This window comes from Sulfitobacter sp. THAF37, assembly GCF_009363555.1.
GTDB lineage: Bacteria > Pseudomonadota > Alphaproteobacteria > Rhodobacterales > Rhodobacteraceae > Sulfitobacter.
The window spans coordinates 1,987,451-2,006,279 of sequence record NZ_CP045372.1 but is presented as its reverse complement, the minus strand read 5'-3'; the positions used below and the strand labels follow the sequence as shown (position 1 = coordinate 2,006,279).

The window sequence follows — 18,829 nt, the reverse complement described above, 5'->3', positions numbered from 1 at the left end:
GGTTCTGGCGTTGCTCTTGTCAAGGTTCGACCGGTTTGGGCTTGAACCCTGGCACATTCTGTGTGGTCCTGCGCACAGGTGAACCTATCCGGTACGGGGAGCAGGCCAATGATTTCGACCAGGATCGCCGTGATCGGCGGATCGGGCATTTATGACATCGACGGACTGGAAGGCGCCGAATGGACGCGGATCGAGACGCCCTGGGGCGCTCCGTCCGACGCGGTGCTGACCGGCACGCTTTACGGGGTCGAAATGGCCTTTCTGCCCCGGCACGGGCGCGGGCACGTCCACACCCCGACATCGGTGCCCTACCGCGCCAACATCGACGCGCTCAAGAGGCTGGGGTGCACGGACGTGATCAGCGTCAGCGCCTGCGGGTCGTTCCGCGAGGAGATGGCGCCGGGGGATTTCGTCATCGTGGACCAGTTCATCGACCGCACGGTGGCGCGGGAGAAGAGCTTTTTCGGACCCGGCTGCGTGGCCCATGTGAGCGTGGCGCATCCCACCTGCCCGCGGCTGGGCGACGCCTGCGAGACCGCGGCACGCGACAGCGGCATCAAGGTGCATCGCGGCGGCACCTACCTGGCGATGGAAGGACCGCAGTTCTCGACCCTGGCGGAATCGAGGATGTACCGTGAAAGCTGGGGCGCGGATGTGATCGGCATGACCAACATGCCCGAGGCCAAGCTCGCCCGGGAGGCGGAGCTTTGCTATGCCTCCGTCGCGATGATCACGGACTACGACAGCTGGCATCCGGACCACGGCGAGGTCGACGTGAGCCAGATCATCGCCACGCTGATGGGCAATGCCGACAAGGCCCGCGATATGGTGAGCCGCCTGCCCGGCCTTCTGGGGACGGATCGGACGCCCTGCCCGCATGGCTGCGACCGGGCGCTGGAATACGCGATCATCACCCAGCCCGATGCGCGCGATCCGCAGATGGTGGCCAAGCTGGACGCGGTCGCGGGGCGGGTGTTGTGAGCTGATCCGCGGACCCGGGCGGCGGTCCGCGGGGCAGATGGTGCTTTCGTGTATTTCGGGAACAATGAAATCGGGGGGTTGCGGCCCCCCGGCGATCCTGTCTTTGCTGGCTGAAAGCGGGAGAAGGACCTCATCATGACACTCGATCTCTGGCTTGCTTTCGTGGCGGCCTCGACAGCCTTGCTGCTGATCCCGGGGCCTACGGTCTTGCTCGTGCTGAGTTATGCGCTCAGCAGGGGGCGGTCGGTGGCGTTGGCCTCGGCTGCCGGTGTGGCGCTTGGCGATCTTGTCGCGATGAGCGCCTCGCTTGCCGGGCTGGGGGCGCTTGTGCTGGCCTCGGCCACCCTGTTCACGGTGCTGAAGTGGGCCGGTGCGGCCTATCTGGTCTGGCTGGGGATCAGGTTGATCCGGTCCGCCCCCGAAAAGGGGCTGGATCTGCCCGACCGTGCCGATATCGGCGCGGCGGGTGTGTTTCGCCATGCGGCGGCCGTCACCGCCCTGAACCCCAAGAGCATCGGATTTTTCATCGCCTTCGTGCCGCAGTTCGTGACCGCTGACGCGGTGCTCCTGCCGCAGTTCGCCATTCTGATCGTGACATTCGTGGGGTTGGCCGGGCTGAACGCGCTGGCCTATGCCCTGCTGGCCGACCGTCTGCGCCGGGTCATCGGCCGCCCCGCCATTTTGACATGGATCACCCGCGCCGGGGGCACGGCCCTGATCGGCATGGGAGTCCTGACCGCAACGCTGAGAAAGGCCACCGCATGACGCGCGTCGAAGACTACATCCGCACCATTGTCGATTTCCCGCACGAGGGGATCATGTTCCGCGATGTGACCACCCTGTTCGCCGACCCGCGCGGGTTCCGCATGGCGATCGACCAGATGCTGCACCCCTACGCGGGCGTGAAGATCGACAAGGTCGTGGGGCTGGAAGCGCGGGGCTTTATCCTGGGCGGGGCCATCGCGCATCAGCTCAGCGTCGGTTTCGTGCCGATCCGCAAGAAGGGCAAGCTGCCGGGCACCACCATCAGCCAGGACTACAAGCTGGAATACGGTGAAGCCATCGTGGAGATCCACGACGATGCCATCCAGGCGGGAGAAAAGGTGCTGTTGGTCGATGACCTGCTGGCCACGGGCGGCACCGCCGAGGCGGGCATCAAGCTGATCGAGCGGCTGGGCGGTGAGATCGTCTCGACCGCGTTCATCGTCGACCTGCCCGAGCTTGGCGGCCGCGCGAAGCTGGAGGCGATGGGCATGGAGGTGCACGCGCTCTGCGCTTTCCAGGGGGCCTGACGGAACAGACCGGCGGCAACCGCGTTGGAATTCGACACTCTCATTCCGACGAGGACGCCGCCGATGCCCAAAGATTCCAAAAGCGACACGCCCATCCTGGACGAAACGCTCTCTCGTCTGGATATTCCCGACGACGCCCGCAAGATGCTGCGGGCCCCGCAACGCCGCGTCGAAGTGGCGCTGCGGCTGCGGCGCGATGACGGAACGATGGCTGTCTATCCGGCCTGGCGGGTCCAGTACAACGACGTGCTGGGGCCGACCAAGGGCGGGGTGCGGTTTCATCCCGATGTGAACCTCGAAGAGGTGACAGAGCTGGCGCGCTGGATGACCATCAAATGCGCCCTGATGGACCTGCCCTTTGGCGGAGCAAAGGGGGGCGTTCAGGTCGATCCGAAGACCCTGTCGCGTCAGGAACTTGAACGGCTTTCGCGCGCCTTTGTCGATGGCTTCGGAGACATGCTGGGACCCGACCGGGACATCCCGGCGCCGGATGTGAACACCAATCCGCGCATCATGGGATGGATGGTGGACGAATACGCGGTTATCACCCGCGCGCACCGACCGGCCGCGATCACCGGCAAGCCGCTGCCGCTGGGCGGTTCGGCGGGGCGGGTCGCCTCCACGGGGCAAGGGGCGCTGCTGGTGTTGCAGGAATGGGCGCGCCGGCAGGACCGGGATCCGGGCGACATCACGGTGGCGGTTCAGGGGTTCGGCAATGCCGGGGCGCATTTCGCCATGCGCGCGCATGATGCGGGCTTCAAGGTGGTGGCGGTATCGGACTCGCGTGGCGCCCTTCACAGCGAGGGCGGGCTCGACCCCGAACCGCTGCACCGGGAAAAGGAGCAGGGCAAGGGATTGGACGACGTCTATTCGGGCACCTCGGTCGGCGAAAACGAGGATTACTCCTCGATCGAACCGGATGCGCTGTTGTCGATGGATGTGGATGTGCTGGCGCTGGCGGCGCTGCAGGATGCTGTCACCGAAGACAACGTGTCCGATGTCAAGGCGGGCTGCGTGCTGGAGATTGCCAATGGCCCGGTTTCGCCGGGCGCGGATCAGACCCTTGCAGACAACGGCATCGCCGTCCTGCCCGACGTGCTGGCGAACGCGGGCGGCGTAACCGTCAGCTATTACGAGTGGGTTCAGGGGCGAACCGGCGAACGCTGGTCGGAGCACGACGTGGAAGAGCGGCTGCAAGCGCGGTTCGACCGGATCACGCCGCAGGTCTTTGATCGTGCGGAAAAGGACGGCTCAACCCTGCGGCAGGCGGCCTATGCCATCGCGGTGGAGCGGATTGCCGAAGCGATCAGCATCCGGGGCGATTCCTGCTATTTCAAGGGCTAGGCGCCGCGCCGGTCATCCCGCCGCAGGGCGCAGCACGGCCCCGGGATTCATGATGCCATTGGGGTCGAGCGCCGCCTTGATCGCCCGCATCGCCGACAGCTTTGCCGGGTCGCCGTAGTGTTCAAGGTCATCGACCTTGAGCCGCCCCACCCCATGTTCGGCACTGAAGCTTCCGCCGACCTCATCCACAAGGTCATGCACGGCCCGTTGAATGGCTGCGCGCTGTTCGGCGTAGTCGTCGCGCGATCTGCCCCGGGGGGGAAAGACGTTGTAATGCAGGTTGCCGTCGCCCACATGGCCGAAACAGTTGACGCGGAAATCGCCCACCTCGGCCACCTTTTTCAGGCCAGCTTCGATGAATTCCGGCAGCGCACGCAACGGGACGGAAATATCGTGGCTGGAAATCGACCCGATGAGGCGATTCGCCTGGGGCAGTTGTTCCCGCACGGTCCAGAATTCGGTCGCCTGCTGTTCGTTCTGGGCGATCAAGCCGTCAGAGACCAGCCCGGCCTCCATTCCCGCCATGAAAAGGGTTTCCAGCGCCTCGGCGGCGTCCAGCCCGCCGCTCAGCCCCACGTCGATCAGGACGCACCAGTCCGGCGGCGTATCAAAGGGCTGGCGCACGTCCGGCAGCACCTCGGTCAGAAAATCGAAGCCCTGCCTGTTCATCAGCTCAAAGGCGCTGATCCCCTCGCCCAGCTGGCTGCGCCCCAGCGACAGCAGGTCCAGCGCGGCGCGGGGCGACGGCACCACCATGATCGCCGTGCCGGTGTTTCCCGGCCGGGGAAAGAGCTTGAGCGCCGCGGCGGTGATCACGCCCAGCGTTCCCTCGGACCCGATGAGAAGATTGCGCAGGTCGTAGCCGGTGTTGTTCTTGCGCAGCCGGGTCAGCCCCTTCCAGATCTGGCCATCGGGCAGCACGGCCTCCAGCCCCAGGCAAAGGTCGCGGGTGTTGCCGTAGCGCAGGACACCGGTGCCGCCCGCGTTGGTGGCAAGGTTGCCGCCGATCCGGGCCGAGCCTTCGGCCGCCAGCGACAGCGGAAACAAACGGTCAGCGTTCTGCGCCGCTGCCTGCACATCGGCCAGGATCACCCCGGCCTCCGCCACGATGACATTCTCGTCCGGATAGATGTCGCGCACCGCGTTCATCCGCTCCAGCGACAGAACCAGCGGCGCGGGCCCGTCCGGTGTGAGCTGCCCTGCCACCAGCCCGGTACCGCCGCCATAGGGGATCACGCCCACCCGCGCCTCGTTCGCGCAGCGGATCAGGGTCGCGACCTCTTCGACCGTGCGCGGCAGCGCCAGAAGGCCGACCTTTCCGGTGTGATAGCTTCGCGGCTCTTCGGTGTAGCGCGGCTCCACCGGGCGCAGCACCTCGGCGGGCAGATGTTGCAGCAGCAGGGTTTCAAAGTCTTTGTCAGCGGCGTTCAGCATGCCACTTGATCGGTCCTCACCGCGTCGGATGCAAGTCCTATCGCACGACGTTGATGTAGGAAGGCCGCAGAACCATGATCGTCGGCTGTGACGGCAAGCGGTCGATCGAGACGTTGAGGCTGGATCCTTCCAGCTCCACCACCTGGAATTCATCCGACATACCGGTCAGGAACGCGTCCAGCGCATAGCCGGAGAACCAGTGCATCGGGATCACGATGGAGGACTTGAGCCGCCGGATCACCTGCATCATCACCGGCAGCGGCAGCGTGTATCCGCCGTCGACCGGCGCCATCAGCACGTCGATTCGGCCCAGCGCGGCATATTGGGCCTCTGTCGGTTCGTGGTGCAAATGGCCCAGGTGGCCGATGCACAGGCCCGCCATCTCGAAAACGAAGATCGAATTGCCCTGCGGCTCCACCTCCGAGAACTGCGACCGGATGTCGGTCGATACGTTGCGGATCAGAACTTCGCCCAGATCGACCTCGTGGTCGATGCCTTCACCGAACGCGCCCCAGCCCTGCAGCGCATGGGGGATCGCCGGGTCCGGAAAGGGGGTCCAGTGGCTGTCGTGGGCGTGGTTCATCGTCACCACGTCGGGGATCAGCGGCAGTGTCCCGGTAAAGCCGGTGTAATCCGTCACCATGTTCAGCCCGCCGTGGCTGCGGATGAGGAATGACGCATGGGCGATGTAATGCAGGTAGACTTCTTCGGGCGGCACGTCGGGCAGATTTGCCGGGATCACATGGGCAACGCCCGGCGTGGTTTCCGCCAGGGCGATACAATGGCTTGGCGTGCGCTCCTGCGCGGATGCGACAGCGGGCAGCATGAGCGCAATGATGATGCAGACGAAACGGCGAAACAGCATGGCGGTACCCCCTTCGAGCCAAGCTAGCACGGGTTCGTGAAATTCCGAACGCCCTGCGGGATCACAATTGCTAAATCCCGCCGGACGGGGGCATGGTGCACAAAAATCAGAAGAAGGATGCGCCATGCTTGCCAAGAGAGATTGGGTCCCTGACCACAGCGAGACCCTCGTGCAGCGGATCGCCGGGCGGACGGCAGGTGCCGACACCGCGCAGATCGCCAGCCGCATTGCGGCGCTGACCGCACGTAATCGCGAGATCCACGAGAGCGAGTGCTTCAATCTCAACCCCGCGACCAATGTCATGTCGCCCCGCGCCGAAGCGGCGCTGGCCAGCGGTATCGGCACGCGCCCGTCTCTGGGCTATCCGGGCGACAAATACGAGATGGGGCTGGAGGCCATCGAGGAGATCGAGGTCATCGCCGCCGAACTGGCGGCCCGGGTATTCGACGCGGCCTATGCCGAGATACGCGTGCCCTCGGGGGCGCTCGCGAACCTCTATGGCTTCATGGCGCTCTGCCGACCGGGCGACACGATCATCGCACCGCCTGCGTCGGTCGGCGGACACGTCACGCACCACGGCGCGGGCTGCGCGGGGCTGTTCGGGCTGCATACGGTGTCCGCGCCGGTCGATGCCGACGGGTATACGCTGGACATCGACGGTCTGCGCAAGCTGGCCCGCGACGTCCGGCCGGCGTTGATCACGGTGGGCGCCTCGCTCAACCTGTTCGAGCACCCGGTGGCACAGGTCCGGGCCATTGCCGACGAGGTGGGCGCCAAGGTGCTCTTTGACGCGGCGCATCAATGCGGGATCATCGCCGGACGCGCCTGGCGCAACCCGCTGAAGGAGGGCGCGCATCTGATGACGATGAGCACTTACAAAAGCCTGGGCGGTCCGGCGGGCGGGCTGATCGTCACGGACGATGCGGCGATCGCCGAGCGGCTGGATGCCATCGCCTTTCCGGGCATGACGGCCAATTTCGACGCGGCAAAGTCCGCGGCACTGGCGCTGACCCTGCTGGACTGGGTCGACTACGGCGCCGATTATGCCGCCGAGATGATCGCCGTGGCGCAGGCGCTGGCGCAGGCCCTGGACGCCGAGGGGCTGAAGGTCTTTGGCAAGGCGCGCGGTTTCACGAACGCGCACCAGTTCGCGGTCGAAGCGGCGGAGTTCGGCGGCGGGCAGGCCGCGTCACGGAAACTGCGCGCCGCAGGTTTCCTGGCCTGCGGCATCGGTCTGCCCCTTCCCGACGTGCCCGGCGACATGAACGGCCTGCGCATCGGCACACCCGAGCTGGTGCGCTGGGGCGTCGGCATCGACGATGCGCCAACACTTGCCAGGCTGATCGTCCGCGCCCTGCGCAGCGACGATCCCGGCGCGCTTGCTGCCGAGACCCGTGCAGTGCGGGCGACCTTCGACAGGTTGCACTTCGTCGGGGGGATCTAGGCTCTGGATTCATTCCGGCCAGATGAGCACCAAGCCGGGCCTTCAACACAGTTTTGCCAGAGTCTTGTGATTTTTCTGGAATACCGGAGAGAATCGTCAGTGCCCTCTCCGGTACACTAGTTTGCGCGTGTGACCGGTATGAACCACGCGCCCGTTACCAGTTGCGCCAGTTCCCCAGGAGGTTTGCTTCCGATGCCGCCAGAGTTCGAAAATGCGATCGACGTTTCCGAATATCTTCTTCAACGCTCAGGGCCTGCGCTGATGCGCGGCGACTTTGATACCTTCGCATCCTGTTTCATCCTGCCCCAGAATATCGAGACCTTCGAGGGCCGGTGTTTCGTGAACGACCGGGAGACACTGCACAAGATTTTCTGCGCGGTGCGTGAAAACTATCGCCAGCGCGGCGTTACACAGGTGGTGCGGCACTGCCTGGAGGCCGAATTCAAGAGCAAGAACCGGGTCGAAGCCCTGCACGAGGCGCGGGTCTACCGGGGCGACGAGCTGTTGCAGCCGCCTTATCAGACGTTTTCCTGGCTGGAACGGCGGGATGGAGAGGACTGGAAGGTCGCTTACAGCCTCTACGCCATTATCCAGGCCGATGACCACGTGGACGCGCTGTTGTCCGCCACCACGGCAAGAGGCAAAGTGGCAGGCGACAACGCTGCCTAGAGCGGGCGCCTCTGTCTACCCTGCATCGGACTTTCCGCGCCGGTCGCCACGCAGCGCGGCGTAAAGCACATGCGTCCGCCAGCGCCCGTCGATCTGAAGATAGCTTTGCGCCACGCCCTCGTATTTGAACCCGGTCTTTTCAAGCAGCCCCCGCGAGGGGGCGTTCTCTGGCAGGCAGGCGGCTTCGATCCGGCTCAGGTCCATGCGGGTGAAAGCATGGTGCACCATCGCCTCGATCGCCTCCCGCATATAGCCGTGGCGGGCGTGGGGTTCGCCGGTCCAGTAGCCCAATGTGGCGGATTGCGCAGGGCCCCGGCGGACGTTGTCCAGTGTGATCGCGCCCACAAGGGTCTGATCGTCCCGACGGAACAGGAACAGCGGCAGCGCAGTTCCCGAATTGACTGACCGCTGCGCCCAATAGACCCGATTGGTAAATGCCTTTCGGGTCAGGTGATCCTCGGCCCAGGCCGGTTCCCACCTGGTCAGGAAATCGCGGCTCAGGATGCGCAGGCTGGTCCAGTCACGGAAATCGGCATGCTGAGGCGGGCGCAGCGTCAGCCGTTCGGTTTCGATCCGAAGTTTCCGTTTGACCAGCAGCATCAGGCGGCGCGGCGCGCCTGCAACGCCTCCAGCGTCGGCGCGTGCTCTACCGGACCATAAAGCGCCAGAGCCGCGGGTGCGGCTTCCGCCATGTGCTGGGCAAGGTCACGCACGTCGCCCGTCGTCACCGCGTCGATCTTTTCGATGGTTTCCTCCAGCGGCGGAATCCGGTCCCAGATCTCCAGCAGCCGGGCCAGCCGTTCCGCCCGGTTCGACGGGCTTTCCAGGCCCATCAGCAGCCCCGCCTTCATCTGCGCACGGGCGCGGGCCACTTCGGCGGGCGACATGTCGCTGGCGGCGCGCTTCATCTCATCTATCGTGATCTCGGCCAGTTGCGGCAGCTGCGCCGCAGAGGTGCCCGCATAGATCGTCGTCATGCCGGTGTCGGCATAGGCACCGGCCTGGGCGAATATGGTGTAGCACAAGCCGCGGTTCTCGCGGATTTCCTGGAACAGGCGGCTCGACATCCCGCCCCCCAAGGCAGAGGCGTAGATCTGCGCAACGTAAATGTCCTCGGCCCGGTAGCCCGGCGATTCAAAACCAAGCGCGAAATGCGCCTGCTCCAATGTCTTGACCTGGCGGGTCTCGCCCCCCTTGAAACTGGCACCCTGCATCTGGAACATCGGCTTTGCCGGCATGTCGCCGAACAGGTCTTCGGCAAGCTTGACGATCTCGTCGTGGTTCACGGCGCCCGCGGCGGCGAGGATCATCTGGTCGGGGCCGTAATGATCCGCGATGAAGCCTTGCAGATCCTCGCGGCTGAAGTGCGAGACCCACTCGCTCGGGCCCAGAATTGTGCGGCCCAGCGGCTGGTCCGGGTAGGCCTCTTCCTGCAGCCAGTCGAAGATCACGTCGTCGGGCGTGTCCAGCGCCTGGCCGATCTCCTGCAGGATCACGCCACGCTCCACCTCGATCTCGCCGGGGTCCAGCACCGGATTGCGCAGGATATCCGCGATCACGTCCAGCCCCAGCGCCACGTCGTTCTCCAGCACGCGCACGTAATAGGCCGTCACCTCGCGCGAGGTATAGGCGTTGATGTAGCCGCCCACATCCTCGATCGCCTCGGCAATCTGAAGTGAACTGCGCCGCGCCGTGCCCTTGAACGCCATGTGTTCGAGAAAATGCGCAACGCCGTTTTGCTGCACGGTTTCATGGCGCCCGCCCGCGTTCACCCAGACCCCGACAGAGGCGGAGGCAAGCCCCGGCATGTGTTCCGTGACGATGCGAAAGCCGTTTGACAGGCGGGTCTGGTTCAGGCTCATGCGGAGAGGTTTTCCTTGATATGGGATTTCAATGCATCGAGATCGTTGCCGATGCGCGTGAAACGCTCGGGCCGATCGAAAAGGTCCGACATATGCGGCGGCAGGTCGGGACGGTATCCTGTCGCGGCCTCCACCGCATCGGGAAATTTGGCCGGGTGCGCGGTGGCCAGCGTGACCATCGGCACTGCCGGATCACGCTGGTCTTCGGCAACCTTGACCCCCACGGCGGAATGCGGACACAGCAGTTCGCCCATGGTCTTGCGCGCCTGCGCGATGGTGGCGGACGTCTCTTCTTCCGAGGCGCGGCCGGACCGGTAGATGTCCTGCAGCGCCTGCATCGCGCCCTGGCTGACGTCGAAACCGCCCTGCCCCAGTTCCCCCATCAGCTGGGCCACCGCGTTGCCGTCACGCCCGTAGGCATCGAACAACGCGCGTTCGAAATTGGACGAGACCTGAATGTCCATCGACGGGCTGATGGATGGATGCACCGTCGACTTGTGATAGCCCTGCCCCCTGAGGCAGCGGTCCAGAATGTCATTCTGGTTCGTGGCCACCACGAGGTCGCGGATCGGCAGGCCCATCCGCTGCGCGATGTAGCCCGCGAAGATGTCGCCGAAATTGCCCGTGGGCACGGTAAAGCTGACCGCGCGACCGGGCGCGCCGAGGCTGACGGCGGCGGAAAAGTAATAGACCACCTGCGCCAGCACCCGACCCCAGTTGATCGAGTTCACGCCGGCAAGTTTCACTGCGTCGCGAAACTCGAAATCGTTGAACATGTCCTTCAGCCGGGCCTGGCAATCGTCGAAGTCGCCGTCGACCGCCAGCGCGTGCACGTTGCCTTCGCTCGGGGTGGTCATCTGGCGGCGCTGCACGTCGCTGACCCGGCCATGCGGGTAAAGGATGAAGACATCCACGTTGCTCAGGCCCCGAAACGCCTCGATCGCCGCCGATCCGGTGTCGCCCGACGTCGCCCCCACGATCGTCACCCGGTCGCCCCGCCGGGCAAGCGCCGCCTGAAACATCTGGCCGATCATCTGCATGGCGAAGTCCTTGAACGCCAGGGTCGGGCCGTGAAACAGCTCCAGCAGGAAATGGCCGGGGGCCAGCTGAACCAGGGGCGCGCGGGCGCCGTGGTTGAACCCGGCGTAGGCGCGGGCGATGATCTGGCGGAATTCGTCGTCGGCAAAGGTGTCGCCGATGAAGGGGCGCATCACGGCAAAGGCCGTGTCCTCGTAGCTTTGCCCGTGCAGCGCCGCGATCTGGTCCTGCGTCAGCGTCGGGATTTCTTCGGGCACGTATAGCCCGCCGTCGCGCGCCAACCCTGTCAGCATCGCCTCTTCGAAGGAAAGCGCGGGGGCCTGGCCGCGGGTCGAGATATAGCGCATGGGATCAGCTTTCGGGTTTGGCACGGCGGCGCAGGAAGTAAAAAGACATGGCGAGCCAGATGGCCGCCAGCGAAAACCAGGTGATGGCGTATTGCAGGTGGTCGTTCGGGATACGGGCAGTGTCCACCGGCAGCGGGGTAACAGCCCCGGCGCCCTCGGACAACGCCCGTGCCACGATCAGCACCGGCTCTGTCTCCAGCGTTTCCGCCATGACCGGCACGTCACGCGCGAACCAGATGTTGCCGTCGCGGTCCGGCGCCGGGGTGAAACTGTCGGTCTCCTGCGGCCATTGCAGGTTGCCGGTGATCGTGACCGGCCCCGCGGGCAGCGCGGGCATGTCCGCCGCGGTGGGGATGAAACCACGGTCGACCAGCACCCGCCGCGCCCCCGTGTCCATGGCAGAGATCAGGCGGTAGCCCGCGCCTTCGTCCTTCTGCGACACGAGCACGCGCAGGGTGGGTCCCTCCAGGGCGCCGATCACCTCGACCGGCAGATAGGCATCCGTGTTCGGATCGGGCCGCGCGGGCAACGCCTGCGCGGGCGCCTCGATCCGGGCATTGATGTCGGCAAGGATGCCTTCCTTCCAGGACAGACGTTGCACCTGCCATATCCCGAGACTGATCAGGATGGCGGCACCGCCGAAACCGATAAGGATGACAAACAGGGCGCGGCTCATGCGGGGGTCCGTGGTCCAACGAAAAAGCGCGCGAAGCGGATCGCGCGCTTTGGGGTATTAGGCAACGGGGCAGCGGATGCAACCCCGCGCGGGATCAGCCTGCGGGCACGCCCCAGATATAGACGGCAAAGAACAGGAACAGCCAGACCACGTCAACGAAGTGCCAGTACCATGCGGCAGCCTCGAACCCGACGTGCTGGCGGGGCGTGAAATCACCGCGCATGGCACGGATCAGGCAGACCGTCAGGAAGATGGTCCCGATGATCACATGCGCGCCGTGGAAACCGGTGGCCATGAAGAAGGCCGAGAAGAACGCGTCGCCGCCGAAGGTCCAGTCGTAGTGCAGGATCAGCTCGGCGTATTCGTAGGCCTGCAGCGCCGTAAAGGCGATGCCCAGCACGATGGAGATCGCCAGACCGCTGATCAGGTCCTTGCGGTTGTTCTCGTGCACCAGCGCGTGGTGCGCCCAGGTCACGGCACAGCCCGACAGCAGCAGGATCAGCGTGTTGATCAGCGGCAGATGAAAGGCATTCACCGGCTCGAAGATCGGCGGCACGTATTCCGACCCTGCATATTCGTTCATCGGGTAGAGGGCCTGCTTGAAGAAGGTCCAGAACCACGCGACGAAGAACATCACTTCGGACATGATGAACAGGATGAAGCCATAGCGCAGGCCCAGCCGCACCACAGTCGTATGATCGCCGACGTGGCTTTCGGACACGACTTCGCGCCACCAGCCGAACATCACGTAAAGAACGGCGACAAAGCCGCCCCAGAACAGGAACGGCGTGCCACCGTGCATCCAGAGGACGGCCCCGAACAGCATCGCGAAACCGGCGATGGCGCCGATCAGCGGCCAGCTGGAGGGCGGCAGAATGTGGTAGTCGTGGTTTTTTGCGTGGGCCATTGCGGGGGTCCCTCTTGATTAATTCAGGTCTGTTTCTGTCTCTGCATCAAGGGACGCATAACCCTCGGGCAGATCAATTTCGTAGAATGTATATGACAGCGTGATGGTGTGTACATACTTGGCGTCGTCGTCATTGACGATTTCAGGATCGACGTAGAAACTGACAGGCATCTGCACGGTCTCTCCGGGTTCGAGCACCTGTTCGGTGAAGCAGAAGCAGTCGATCTTGTCGAAATAGGCGCCCGTCGAATAGGGCGTCACATTGTAGCTCGCCTGCCCGGCGATGGGGTGGTCCGTCGGGTTGTGCGCCTCGTAGAAGGCAAGCGCGGTTTCACCCAGCCGGACCTCTATCTGCCGTTCGACCGGTTTGAATGTCCAGGGCATGCCGCTGTTGAGGCTGCCGTCGAAGCGGACCTTGATGGTCTGATCAGAGATTTCGTCGCCCGCGGCCTGGACCTGCTGCGGGACACCGCCGAAACCGGTAACACGGCAGAACCAGTCGTAGAACGGCACCGACGCCCAGGCAAGGCCGCCCATGATCACCACGACGGATACGGTCTGAACAACGGTCTTCTGTGGTCCTGATAGTGCCATCAGTCTGCTGCCTCCATCGGGGCGGGTGGGTTTGCGGTGCCGGGGGCGCGTGTGAAATCGGTCTGGGTGATCTTGACGAAGGTCAGCACCATCACCAGCACCACGAAGCCGCCGAGCATCAGGCCGACGCCCACGTTGCGGCCCTTGCGGCGGCCATGAATCTCGTGTTCTGCGCGAATGGCCATCACCAGCCCCCCATGCCCCAGCTCCGCAGAGTCGCCTCGACCAGGATCGCGCCGAAGTGCAGGAACAGGTAGAACAGTGACAGGCGGAAGAACTTGCGCTCCACGAGGTAGTTGTCGGCTTCCGCCGCCGCCTCGTCCCGCTGCCAGATGCGCCAGGCCCCCAGCAGGAACAGCGCGTTCAGCACCAGCGCCACGGTCAGGTAGACATAGCCGCCGATGGCGGTGAACCCGGTGCCCACGGCAAGGACCGCCAGCAGGGCGGTATAGGCCAGGATATGACGCCGGGTGGCGGGGCGGCCATGGGTAACGGTCAGCATCGGCACATTCGCATCGTCATAATCGGACCGCATGAACAGCGCCAGCGCCCAGAAATGCGGCGGCGTCCACATGAAGATCAGCGCGAACATCAGCCAGGCCTCGACCGAGAAGCTGCCGGTGGCGATGATCCAGCCAATGACGGGCGGAAAGGCACCCGCCGCGCCGCCGATCACGATGTTCTGCGGGGTCGCGCGCTTGAGCCACATGGAATAGACGACGGCATAGAAAAAGATGGTGAACAGCAGCATCCCTGCCGCCAGCAGGTTCGCGGCCAGCCCCAGCATCATGACGGCGAGAAACGACAGCCCCACGCCCAGCGCCAGCGCCTCGCCCGGTTCCACCTTTCCGGCGGGGATGGGCCGCTTGGCCGTGCGGCGCATCACGGCGTCGATGTCGGCGTCCCACCACATGTTCAACGCACCGGAAGCGCCCGCGCCGATCGCCACGAAGAGGATCGAGGCAAAGCCGATCACCGGATGCACCGAAACCGGCGCGGCCAGCATGCCGACAAGCGCGGTAAAGACCACCAGTTGCATCACTCGCGGTTTCAGCAGGGCGAAATAATCACCCAGTTCCGCTTCGTTCTCCAAGGCTGGCGTTTGGCTGACGTCGGTCATGAGACACCTTTCGCTGGCAAAACAGGCGGGCCGCATGCCCTCCCTGCGAGATCAGGCTGGACGGAATGTGGACACATCCGCCCGGCCTGCAGTCGGGGCGCGATGCCGGGCACCGCGCCTGCACAATCAATCCACCGAAGCGACCTTGAGGGTCTGGGGAATACCGGCGTATTCTTCCTTGGCCTTGCCCAGCCAGTCGGCGTAGGCTTCTTCCGATACCACCTTGACCGTGATCGGCATGTAGGCATGGGCCTGGCCGCAGAGTTCGGAGCATTGGCCAAAGTAGACACCCTCCTGCTCGGCTTCGAACCACAGTTCGGCCAGACGGCCCGGCACCGCATCCTGTTTCACGCCGAAGGCGGGAATGGTCCAGGAATGGATCACGTCAGAGCCGGTCACCTGCATCACGATGGTCTGGCCCACCGGCACGACCACTGCGGTATCGGTCGCCAGCAGCCATTCGTCGCGGGAATAGCCTGCGGCCTCAAGCTTGGCCACCATCACATCGTCCAGGCGGTTGGCGATTGCGCCCGCTTCCTGATCTTCGGAGGTCAGCGTCGCCGGTGCACCGATCATGTAGCTGTCAAAGCCAAATCCCTCGTCCACGTATTCGTAGGACCAGTACCACTGGTTGCCGATCGCCTTGATGGTGATGTCGGCCTCGGGGATTTCCTGCTGGCGGAACAGGATCGGCAGCGAATAGGCGCCGATCAGCACGAGAATCACGATCGGACCCACCGTCCAGGCAATTTCAACCGGCGTGTTGTGGGTAAATGACGATGGATTCGGGTTGCGTCGGCGGCTGTAGCGGACGATCACCCAGCCGATCAGCCCGGTCACGAACAGCGTGATCAGGGTGATGATCACCAGGATCAGCCAGTCGAGATCATGAATGTCCTGTGCCAGTCGTGTCACGGCAGGCTGGAACCCCATCTCGCCGTCCACCGGCTTGCCAATGACCTCAAGCCCATCAATGCGCAGATTGTCCTGGGCCAGTACCGGCATGGCCCCGAGACCTGCCAAGAGCGCGCTAAGTGAGAGAAGTTTTTTCATAAGTCGTCCTGAACTTGTGACCATGTTTGGCTACGGTTTCGCCGGACAGGCCAGATGATCGCTGCCCGCCCGTTGTAATCTCGGTGCTTACAATCATATTCTGTCCTCAAGATAAAGACACTTCGATTGCGGCAAACAGACGCGACAGGTGTTTTGTAGCGCAAAATCAGGACAACTTCATGAGCAGCAGCCCCTTTTCGCCCTTCAACGACCTGCTGGACCGCGACGCGGCCCTGAAGACACTGCGCGCGGCGGTGGCCGGGGCCGACGATGGCGAGCTGTTCCTTGAACGGCGCCGGTCCGAGGGGCTGATGTTCGACGACGGGCGGCTGAAGACCGCCAGCTACGACGCATCCGAGGGCTTTGGCCTGCGCGCGGTGCGCGGCGACGTGGCGGGATATGCCCATTCCACCGAAGTGTCCCAGGCGGCGCTTGAGCGGGCGAGCGAGACCGCCCGCCTTGCCGTCGGCGACGGCGGCGGCACCTGGGCCGATGCGCCGGAGGGCACCAACCGCAAGCTCTATACAGACGCGGATCCGATCGCCGGGACGGCCTTTCCGGTCAAGGTGGAAACCCTGCGCGAGATCGACGCCTTTGCCCGCGGCCTGGACAGCCGGGTGGTGCAGGTCAGCGCCAGCATCGCCGCATCGCTTCAGGAGATCGAGATTCTGCGCCCCGAGGGGACGTCGGTACGCGACGTGCGCCCGATGACCCGGGTCAACGTGTCGGTCATCGTCGAACGGGACGGCCGCCGCGAAAGCGGCACGGCGGGCGGCGGCGGACGCATCGGCCTTGACGGGTTGCTCGACCCTGCCGACTGGCAGGCCAAGGCGCGCGAGGCGCTGCGGATCGCTGTCGTGAACCTCGATGCCGTGCCCGCGCCTGCGGGCATCATGGACGTGGTGCTGGGCCCCGGCTGGCCCGGCATCCTGTTGCACGAGGCCATCGGCCACGGGTTGGAAGGCGATTTCAACCGCAAGGGCAGCTCGGCCTTTGCCGGACTGATGGGCCAGCAGATCGCCGCGCCCGGCGTGACCGTTCTGGACGACGGCACCCTCCCGGACCGGCGCGGGTCGATCAGCGTCGATGACGAAGGCACGCCGTCGGCCAGGAACGTCCTGATCGAGGATGGCCGTCTGGTGGGGTACATGCAGGATCGCCAGAACGCCCGTCTGATGGGGGTGGAGAGCACCGGCAACGGGCGGCGCGAATCCTATGCCCATATCCCGATGCCACGGATGACGAACACCTATATGCTGGGGGGCGACACCGCCCCGGGCGACATCGTCGCGGACCTGCGGGACGGCATTTATGCCGTCGGCTTCGGCGGCGGCCAGGTGGACATCACCAACGGCAAGTTCGTGTTTTCCTGTACCGAGGCCTACCGGGTGCAGAAGGGTGTCGTCGGCGCACCGGTGAAGGGCGCCACGCTGATCGGCGACGGCGCCACCGCGCTGCGTCAGATCAGGGCGATCGGGAACGACCCCAGCCTTGATCCCGGCATGGGCAACTGCGGCAAACAGGGACAATGGGTGCCCGTCGGCGTGGGTCAGCCGACACTGATGATCGGCGGCCTGACCGTGGGGGGCAGCGCAGCCTGAGCGGGACCCGCAGCCGCGCTGATCCATGCCACCGACAATATTGTACCAAAACGGCGGCAATCCGTTCATTCCCTGTTAACCGCGCGGTCCTATACCTGATTCTGCAACAGGCGGAGTTTCGGGATGACTGACGAGGACCTATATCCTTCTTCCACTCACCCCCCACTCCCACCCACCCCGGAAGACGAACAGTTCGCCCGTCTCCGCCTGTTGCGCTCGCGCCGGGTCGGAATAGCGACGTATAAACGACTGCTGACTGAATACGGCACCGCGCAGAACGCGCTGGCCGCGCTGCCTGAGGTGGCGCGCGCCGCGGGCGTTTCCAATTACACCCCCTGCCCCGAGGGCGTGATCCACGCCGAGTTGAAAACCGCCCGGGCAGCCGGGGCGCGTCTGGTGGCGCTGATGGAACCGCCCTATCCACCGCTTCTGGCAAAGCTTGCCGATGCCCCGCCGTTCCTGTGGTGCCTGGGCGATACCGACCTTCTGTCGCGGCCGATGATCTCGCTCGTCGGGGCGCGCAACGCGTCGTCGCTGGGCACGCGCATGGCGCGGGGCCTTGCGCGGGACCTGGGCGCGGCGGGCTTTGTCGTGGTGTCGGGCCTTGCCCGCGGTGTCGACGCTGCCGCGCACCTGGGCGCGCTGGACAGCGGCACCCTGGCGGTGCAGGCAGGCGGGGTCGATGTGATCTATCCGGCAGAGAACGCCGGGCTTGCCGAAGACATCGCGCGGCGCGGTTTGCGCCTGTCGGAACAGCCCATCGGCCTGCAACCCATGGCGCGGCATTTCCCCAGCCGCAACCGCATCATCTCTGGCCTGTCGCGCGCCACGATCGTGGTCGAAGCAGCCGCAAAGTCCGGCAGCCTCATCACCGCCCGCGACGCGCTGGACCAGGGGCGCGAGGTGCTGGCGGTGCCCGGTCATCCGCTGGACGCCCGCGCCGCCGGCTGCAACATGCTGATCCGTGACGGTGCGACGCTGGTCCGCTCGGCCAGTGACGTTCTGGAAGTGCTGCAGGGCGCATCCGCCTCTGCCGACGCGGCGCAGGCGCCGCTTCCGGCGCGGCCGCCCCACCCCCCGGAACCGCGCCGCACACTTCAGGAAGCCGCCCGGCTGCACCAGAAAATTCTCGCCCGCCTTGGTCCTTCGCCCGTGGCGGAAGACCAGCTGATCCGTGATCTCAGGGCTGCGCCCGCGCAGGTGGCACCGGCGCTGGTCGATCTGGAAATGGAGGGGCAGATCGCCCGTCAGCCCGGCGGGCTGTTGACCCGGGTGGTGTGACAGCGGGCGCGACGTTTCGTACCATCGGGCGTCGTGAATTCAGCGGCCATCGCCAGATCCGGCGCATTGTCAGAGGGTGGCTGAACTGCCCCCTCTCGCCCGTGGTGTTCGCCGGACACAGCCCCGTCGGCACCCCGCGGCAGGGGCCGCTCTGCCCCGGCGCGCACCGATGACGGAACGACAGCCCGGCCGCCACTCCGCTCACCTCTCATCGCCCCCGGCCTGACCGGACCGGCTGCGTCGCGCATTGACAATCCACCCCCCGATCCCACATGACACAACGCACGGATGAACCCGTTTTTCTGATTAAGGTACTGAATT

Annotated in this window: 19 protein-coding genes; 8 read left to right on the top strand and 11 right to left on the bottom strand. The window is 65.2% G+C overall.

All coding sequences use genetic code 11. The features are described 5' to 3' along the window. The first annotated feature begins 108 nt into the window (after positions 1 to 108). From FIU94_RS09845 to FIU94_RS09830, 4 genes are all read left to right on the top strand, one after another. On the top strand, positions 109 to 981 hold the full coding sequence (locus FIU94_RS09845) for an S-methyl-5'-thioadenosine phosphorylase (protein ID WP_152465636.1): 873 nt from the start codon (positions 109 to 111) through the stop codon (positions 979 to 981). 135 nt (positions 982 to 1,116) lie between these two features. Further along, positions 1,117 to 1,746, top strand: coding sequence for a LysE family translocator (locus FIU94_RS09840; protein ID WP_152465635.1), 630 nt, complete (start codon positions 1,117 to 1,119; stop codon positions 1,744 to 1,746). Further along, complete coding sequence (locus FIU94_RS09835; protein ID WP_152465634.1) at positions 1,743 to 2,273, top strand: adenine phosphoribosyltransferase; 531 nt, start codon at positions 1,743 to 1,745, stop codon at positions 2,271 to 2,273. The genes FIU94_RS09840 and FIU94_RS09835 overlap by 4 nt, the downstream gene beginning before the upstream one ends. 63 nt (positions 2,274 to 2,336) lie before the next feature. Beyond that, positions 2,337 to 3,617: a Glu/Leu/Phe/Val dehydrogenase gene (locus FIU94_RS09830; RefSeq protein WP_152465633.1), complete on the top strand. Its 1,281-nt coding sequence runs from the start codon at positions 2,337 to 2,339 to the stop codon at positions 3,615 to 3,617. 12 nt (positions 3,618 to 3,629) lie between these two features. On the opposite strand, the gene FIU94_RS09825 is transcribed toward FIU94_RS09830, so the two are convergent. Both FIU94_RS09825 and FIU94_RS09820 read right to left on the bottom strand, forming a co-directional pair. Further along, positions 3,630 to 5,051 carry an FAD-binding oxidoreductase gene (locus FIU94_RS09825; RefSeq protein ID WP_152465632.1) on the bottom strand — a complete coding sequence of 474 codons (1,422 nt, stop codon included), beginning with the start codon at positions 5,049 to 5,051 and terminating at the stop codon, positions 3,630 to 3,632. A gap of 37 nt (positions 5,052 to 5,088) precedes the next feature. Next, positions 5,089 to 5,916 carry an MBL fold metallo-hydrolase gene (locus FIU94_RS09820; RefSeq protein WP_152465631.1) on the bottom strand — a complete coding sequence of 276 codons (828 nt, stop codon included), beginning with the start codon at positions 5,914 to 5,916 and terminating at the stop codon, positions 5,089 to 5,091. A gap of 124 nt (positions 5,917 to 6,040) precedes the next feature. On the opposite strand from FIU94_RS09820, the gene FIU94_RS09815 reads away from it, so the two are divergent. Both FIU94_RS09815 and FIU94_RS09810 read left to right on the top strand, forming a co-directional pair. Beyond that, a complete protein-coding gene (locus FIU94_RS09815) occupies positions 6,041 to 7,360 on the top strand; it encodes a serine hydroxymethyltransferase (RefSeq protein ID WP_152465630.1) in 1,320 nt (439 codons plus the stop codon). A 192-nt stretch (positions 7,361 to 7,552) separates the two neighbouring features. Next, entirely contained in the window at positions 7,553 to 8,029 is a 477-nt protein-coding gene (locus FIU94_RS09810) for a hypothetical protein (RefSeq protein ID WP_152465629.1), read from the top strand. A 15-nt stretch (positions 8,030 to 8,044) separates the two neighbouring features. Here FIU94_RS09810 and FIU94_RS09805 read toward each other — a convergent pair whose 3' ends face one another. The 9 genes from FIU94_RS09805 to coxB all read right to left on the bottom strand — a co-directional run bounded on the left by FIU94_RS09805 (position 8,045) and on the right by coxB (position 15,626). Next, a complete protein-coding gene (locus FIU94_RS09805; protein WP_152465628.1) occupies positions 8,045 to 8,629 on the bottom strand; it encodes a GNAT family N-acetyltransferase in 585 nt (194 codons plus the stop codon). After that, positions 8,629 to 9,891, bottom strand: a complete 1,263-nt coding sequence (locus FIU94_RS09800; protein WP_152465627.1) for a pitrilysin family protein — start codon at positions 9,889 to 9,891, stop codon at positions 8,629 to 8,631. The genes FIU94_RS09805 and FIU94_RS09800 overlap by 1 nt, the downstream gene beginning before the upstream one ends. Then, positions 9,888 to 11,276 carry a threonine synthase gene (gene thrC / locus FIU94_RS09795; protein WP_152465626.1) on the bottom strand — a complete coding sequence of 463 codons (1,389 nt, stop codon included), beginning with the start codon at positions 11,274 to 11,276 and terminating at the stop codon, positions 9,888 to 9,890. The genes FIU94_RS09800 and thrC overlap by 4 nt, the downstream gene beginning before the upstream one ends. Before the next feature lie 4 nt (positions 11,277 to 11,280). After that, entirely contained in the window at positions 11,281 to 11,952 is a 672-nt protein-coding gene (locus FIU94_RS09790; RefSeq protein WP_152465625.1) for an SURF1 family protein, read from the bottom strand. 94 nt (positions 11,953 to 12,046) lie between these two features. Next, on the bottom strand, positions 12,047 to 12,859 hold the full coding sequence (locus tag FIU94_RS09785) for a cytochrome c oxidase subunit 3 (RefSeq protein ID WP_152465624.1): 813 nt from the start codon (positions 12,857 to 12,859) through the stop codon (positions 12,047 to 12,049). Positions 12,860 to 12,877: 18 nt separating this feature from the next. Beyond that, positions 12,878 to 13,453 (bottom strand): cytochrome c oxidase assembly protein, encoded by a 576-nt coding sequence (locus FIU94_RS09780; RefSeq protein ID WP_152465623.1) that lies wholly within the window; start codon positions 13,451 to 13,453, stop codon positions 12,878 to 12,880. Further along, positions 13,453 to 13,638 carry a cytochrome C oxidase assembly protein gene (locus FIU94_RS09775; RefSeq protein ID WP_152465622.1) on the bottom strand — a complete coding sequence of 62 codons (186 nt, stop codon included), beginning with the start codon at positions 13,636 to 13,638 and terminating at the stop codon, positions 13,453 to 13,455. Before FIU94_RS09775 ends, FIU94_RS09780 begins: the two co-directional genes overlap by 1 nt. Further along, a complete protein-coding gene (cyoE, locus tag FIU94_RS09770; protein WP_152465621.1) occupies positions 13,638 to 14,573 on the bottom strand; it encodes a heme o synthase in 936 nt (311 codons plus the stop codon). Before cyoE ends, FIU94_RS09775 begins: the two co-directional genes overlap by 1 nt. A gap of 126 nt (positions 14,574 to 14,699) precedes the next feature. Continuing rightward, positions 14,700 to 15,626 (bottom strand): cytochrome c oxidase subunit II, encoded by a 927-nt coding sequence (coxB, locus tag FIU94_RS09765; RefSeq protein WP_152465620.1) that lies wholly within the window; start codon positions 15,624 to 15,626, stop codon positions 14,700 to 14,702. Between the two features lie 179 nt (positions 15,627 to 15,805). Between coxB and tldD the strand changes: the two genes are divergently transcribed. Both tldD and dprA read left to right on the top strand, forming a co-directional pair. Continuing rightward, entirely contained in the window at positions 15,806 to 17,227 is a 1,422-nt protein-coding gene (tldD, locus tag FIU94_RS09760) for a metalloprotease TldD (RefSeq protein WP_152465619.1), read from the top strand. Between the two features lie 123 nt (positions 17,228 to 17,350). Beyond that, positions 17,351 to 18,508 (top strand): DNA-processing protein DprA, encoded by a 1,158-nt coding sequence (gene dprA, locus FIU94_RS09755; protein WP_152465618.1) that lies wholly within the window; start codon positions 17,351 to 17,353, stop codon positions 18,506 to 18,508. The last annotated feature ends 321 nt before the right edge of the window (positions 18,509 to 18,829 follow it).

What these genes read in the sequence shown, in the direction of transcription:
- FIU94_RS09785 (WP_152465624.1), bottom strand. Translation starts at nt 12,859, where the DNA reads ATGGCCCACGCAAAAAACCACGACTACCACATTCTGCCGCCCTCCAGC.
- tldD (WP_152465619.1), top strand. Translation starts at nt 15,806, where the DNA reads ATGAGCAGCAGCCCCTTTTCGCCCTTCAACGACCTGCTGGACCGCGAC.
- FIU94_RS09840 (WP_152465635.1), top strand. Translation starts at nt 1,117, where the DNA reads ATGACACTCGATCTCTGGCTTGCTTTCGTGGCGGCCTCGACAGCCTTG.
- FIU94_RS09830 (WP_152465633.1), top strand. Translation starts at nt 2,337, where the DNA reads ATGCCCAAAGATTCCAAAAGCGACACGCCCATCCTGGACGAAACGCTC.
- FIU94_RS09790 (WP_152465625.1), bottom strand. Translation starts at nt 11,952, where the DNA reads ATGAGCCGCGCCCTGTTTGTCATCCTTATCGGTTTCGGCGGTGCCGCC.
- FIU94_RS09825 (WP_152465632.1), bottom strand. Translation starts at nt 5,051, where the DNA reads ATGCTGAACGCCGCTGACAAAGACTTTGAAACCCTGCTGCTGCAACAT.
- dprA (WP_152465618.1), top strand. Translation starts at nt 17,351, where the DNA reads ATGACTGACGAGGACCTATATCCTTCTTCCACTCACCCCCCACTCCCA.
- FIU94_RS09810 (WP_152465629.1), top strand. Translation starts at nt 7,553, where the DNA reads ATGCCGCCAGAGTTCGAAAATGCGATCGACGTTTCCGAATATCTTCTT.
- FIU94_RS09780 (WP_152465623.1), bottom strand. Translation starts at nt 13,453, where the DNA reads ATGGCACTATCAGGACCACAGAAGACCGTTGTTCAGACCGTATCCGTC.
- FIU94_RS09820 (WP_152465631.1), bottom strand. Translation starts at nt 5,916, where the DNA reads ATGCTGTTTCGCCGTTTCGTCTGCATCATCATTGCGCTCATGCTGCCC.
- coxB (WP_152465620.1), bottom strand. Translation starts at nt 15,626, where the DNA reads ATGAAAAAACTTCTCTCACTTAGCGCGCTCTTGGCAGGTCTCGGGGCC.
- FIU94_RS09835 (WP_152465634.1), top strand. Translation starts at nt 1,743, where the DNA reads ATGACGCGCGTCGAAGACTACATCCGCACCATTGTCGATTTCCCGCAC.
- FIU94_RS09805 (WP_152465628.1), bottom strand. Translation starts at nt 8,629, where the DNA reads ATGCTGCTGGTCAAACGGAAACTTCGGATCGAAACCGAACGGCTGACG.
- thrC (WP_152465626.1), bottom strand. Translation starts at nt 11,276, where the DNA reads ATGCGCTATATCTCGACCCGCGGCCAGGCCCCCGCGCTTTCCTTCGAA.
- FIU94_RS09800 (WP_152465627.1), bottom strand. Translation starts at nt 9,891, where the DNA reads ATGAGCCTGAACCAGACCCGCCTGTCAAACGGCTTTCGCATCGTCACG.
- FIU94_RS09815 (WP_152465630.1), top strand. Translation starts at nt 6,041, where the DNA reads ATGCTTGCCAAGAGAGATTGGGTCCCTGACCACAGCGAGACCCTCGTG.
- cyoE (WP_152465621.1), bottom strand. Translation starts at nt 14,573, where the DNA reads ATGACCGACGTCAGCCAAACGCCAGCCTTGGAGAACGAAGCGGAACTG.
- FIU94_RS09775 (WP_152465622.1), bottom strand. Translation starts at nt 13,638, where the DNA reads ATGGCCATTCGCGCAGAACACGAGATTCATGGCCGCCGCAAGGGCCGC.
- FIU94_RS09845 (WP_152465636.1), top strand. Translation starts at nt 109, where the DNA reads ATGATTTCGACCAGGATCGCCGTGATCGGCGGATCGGGCATTTATGAC.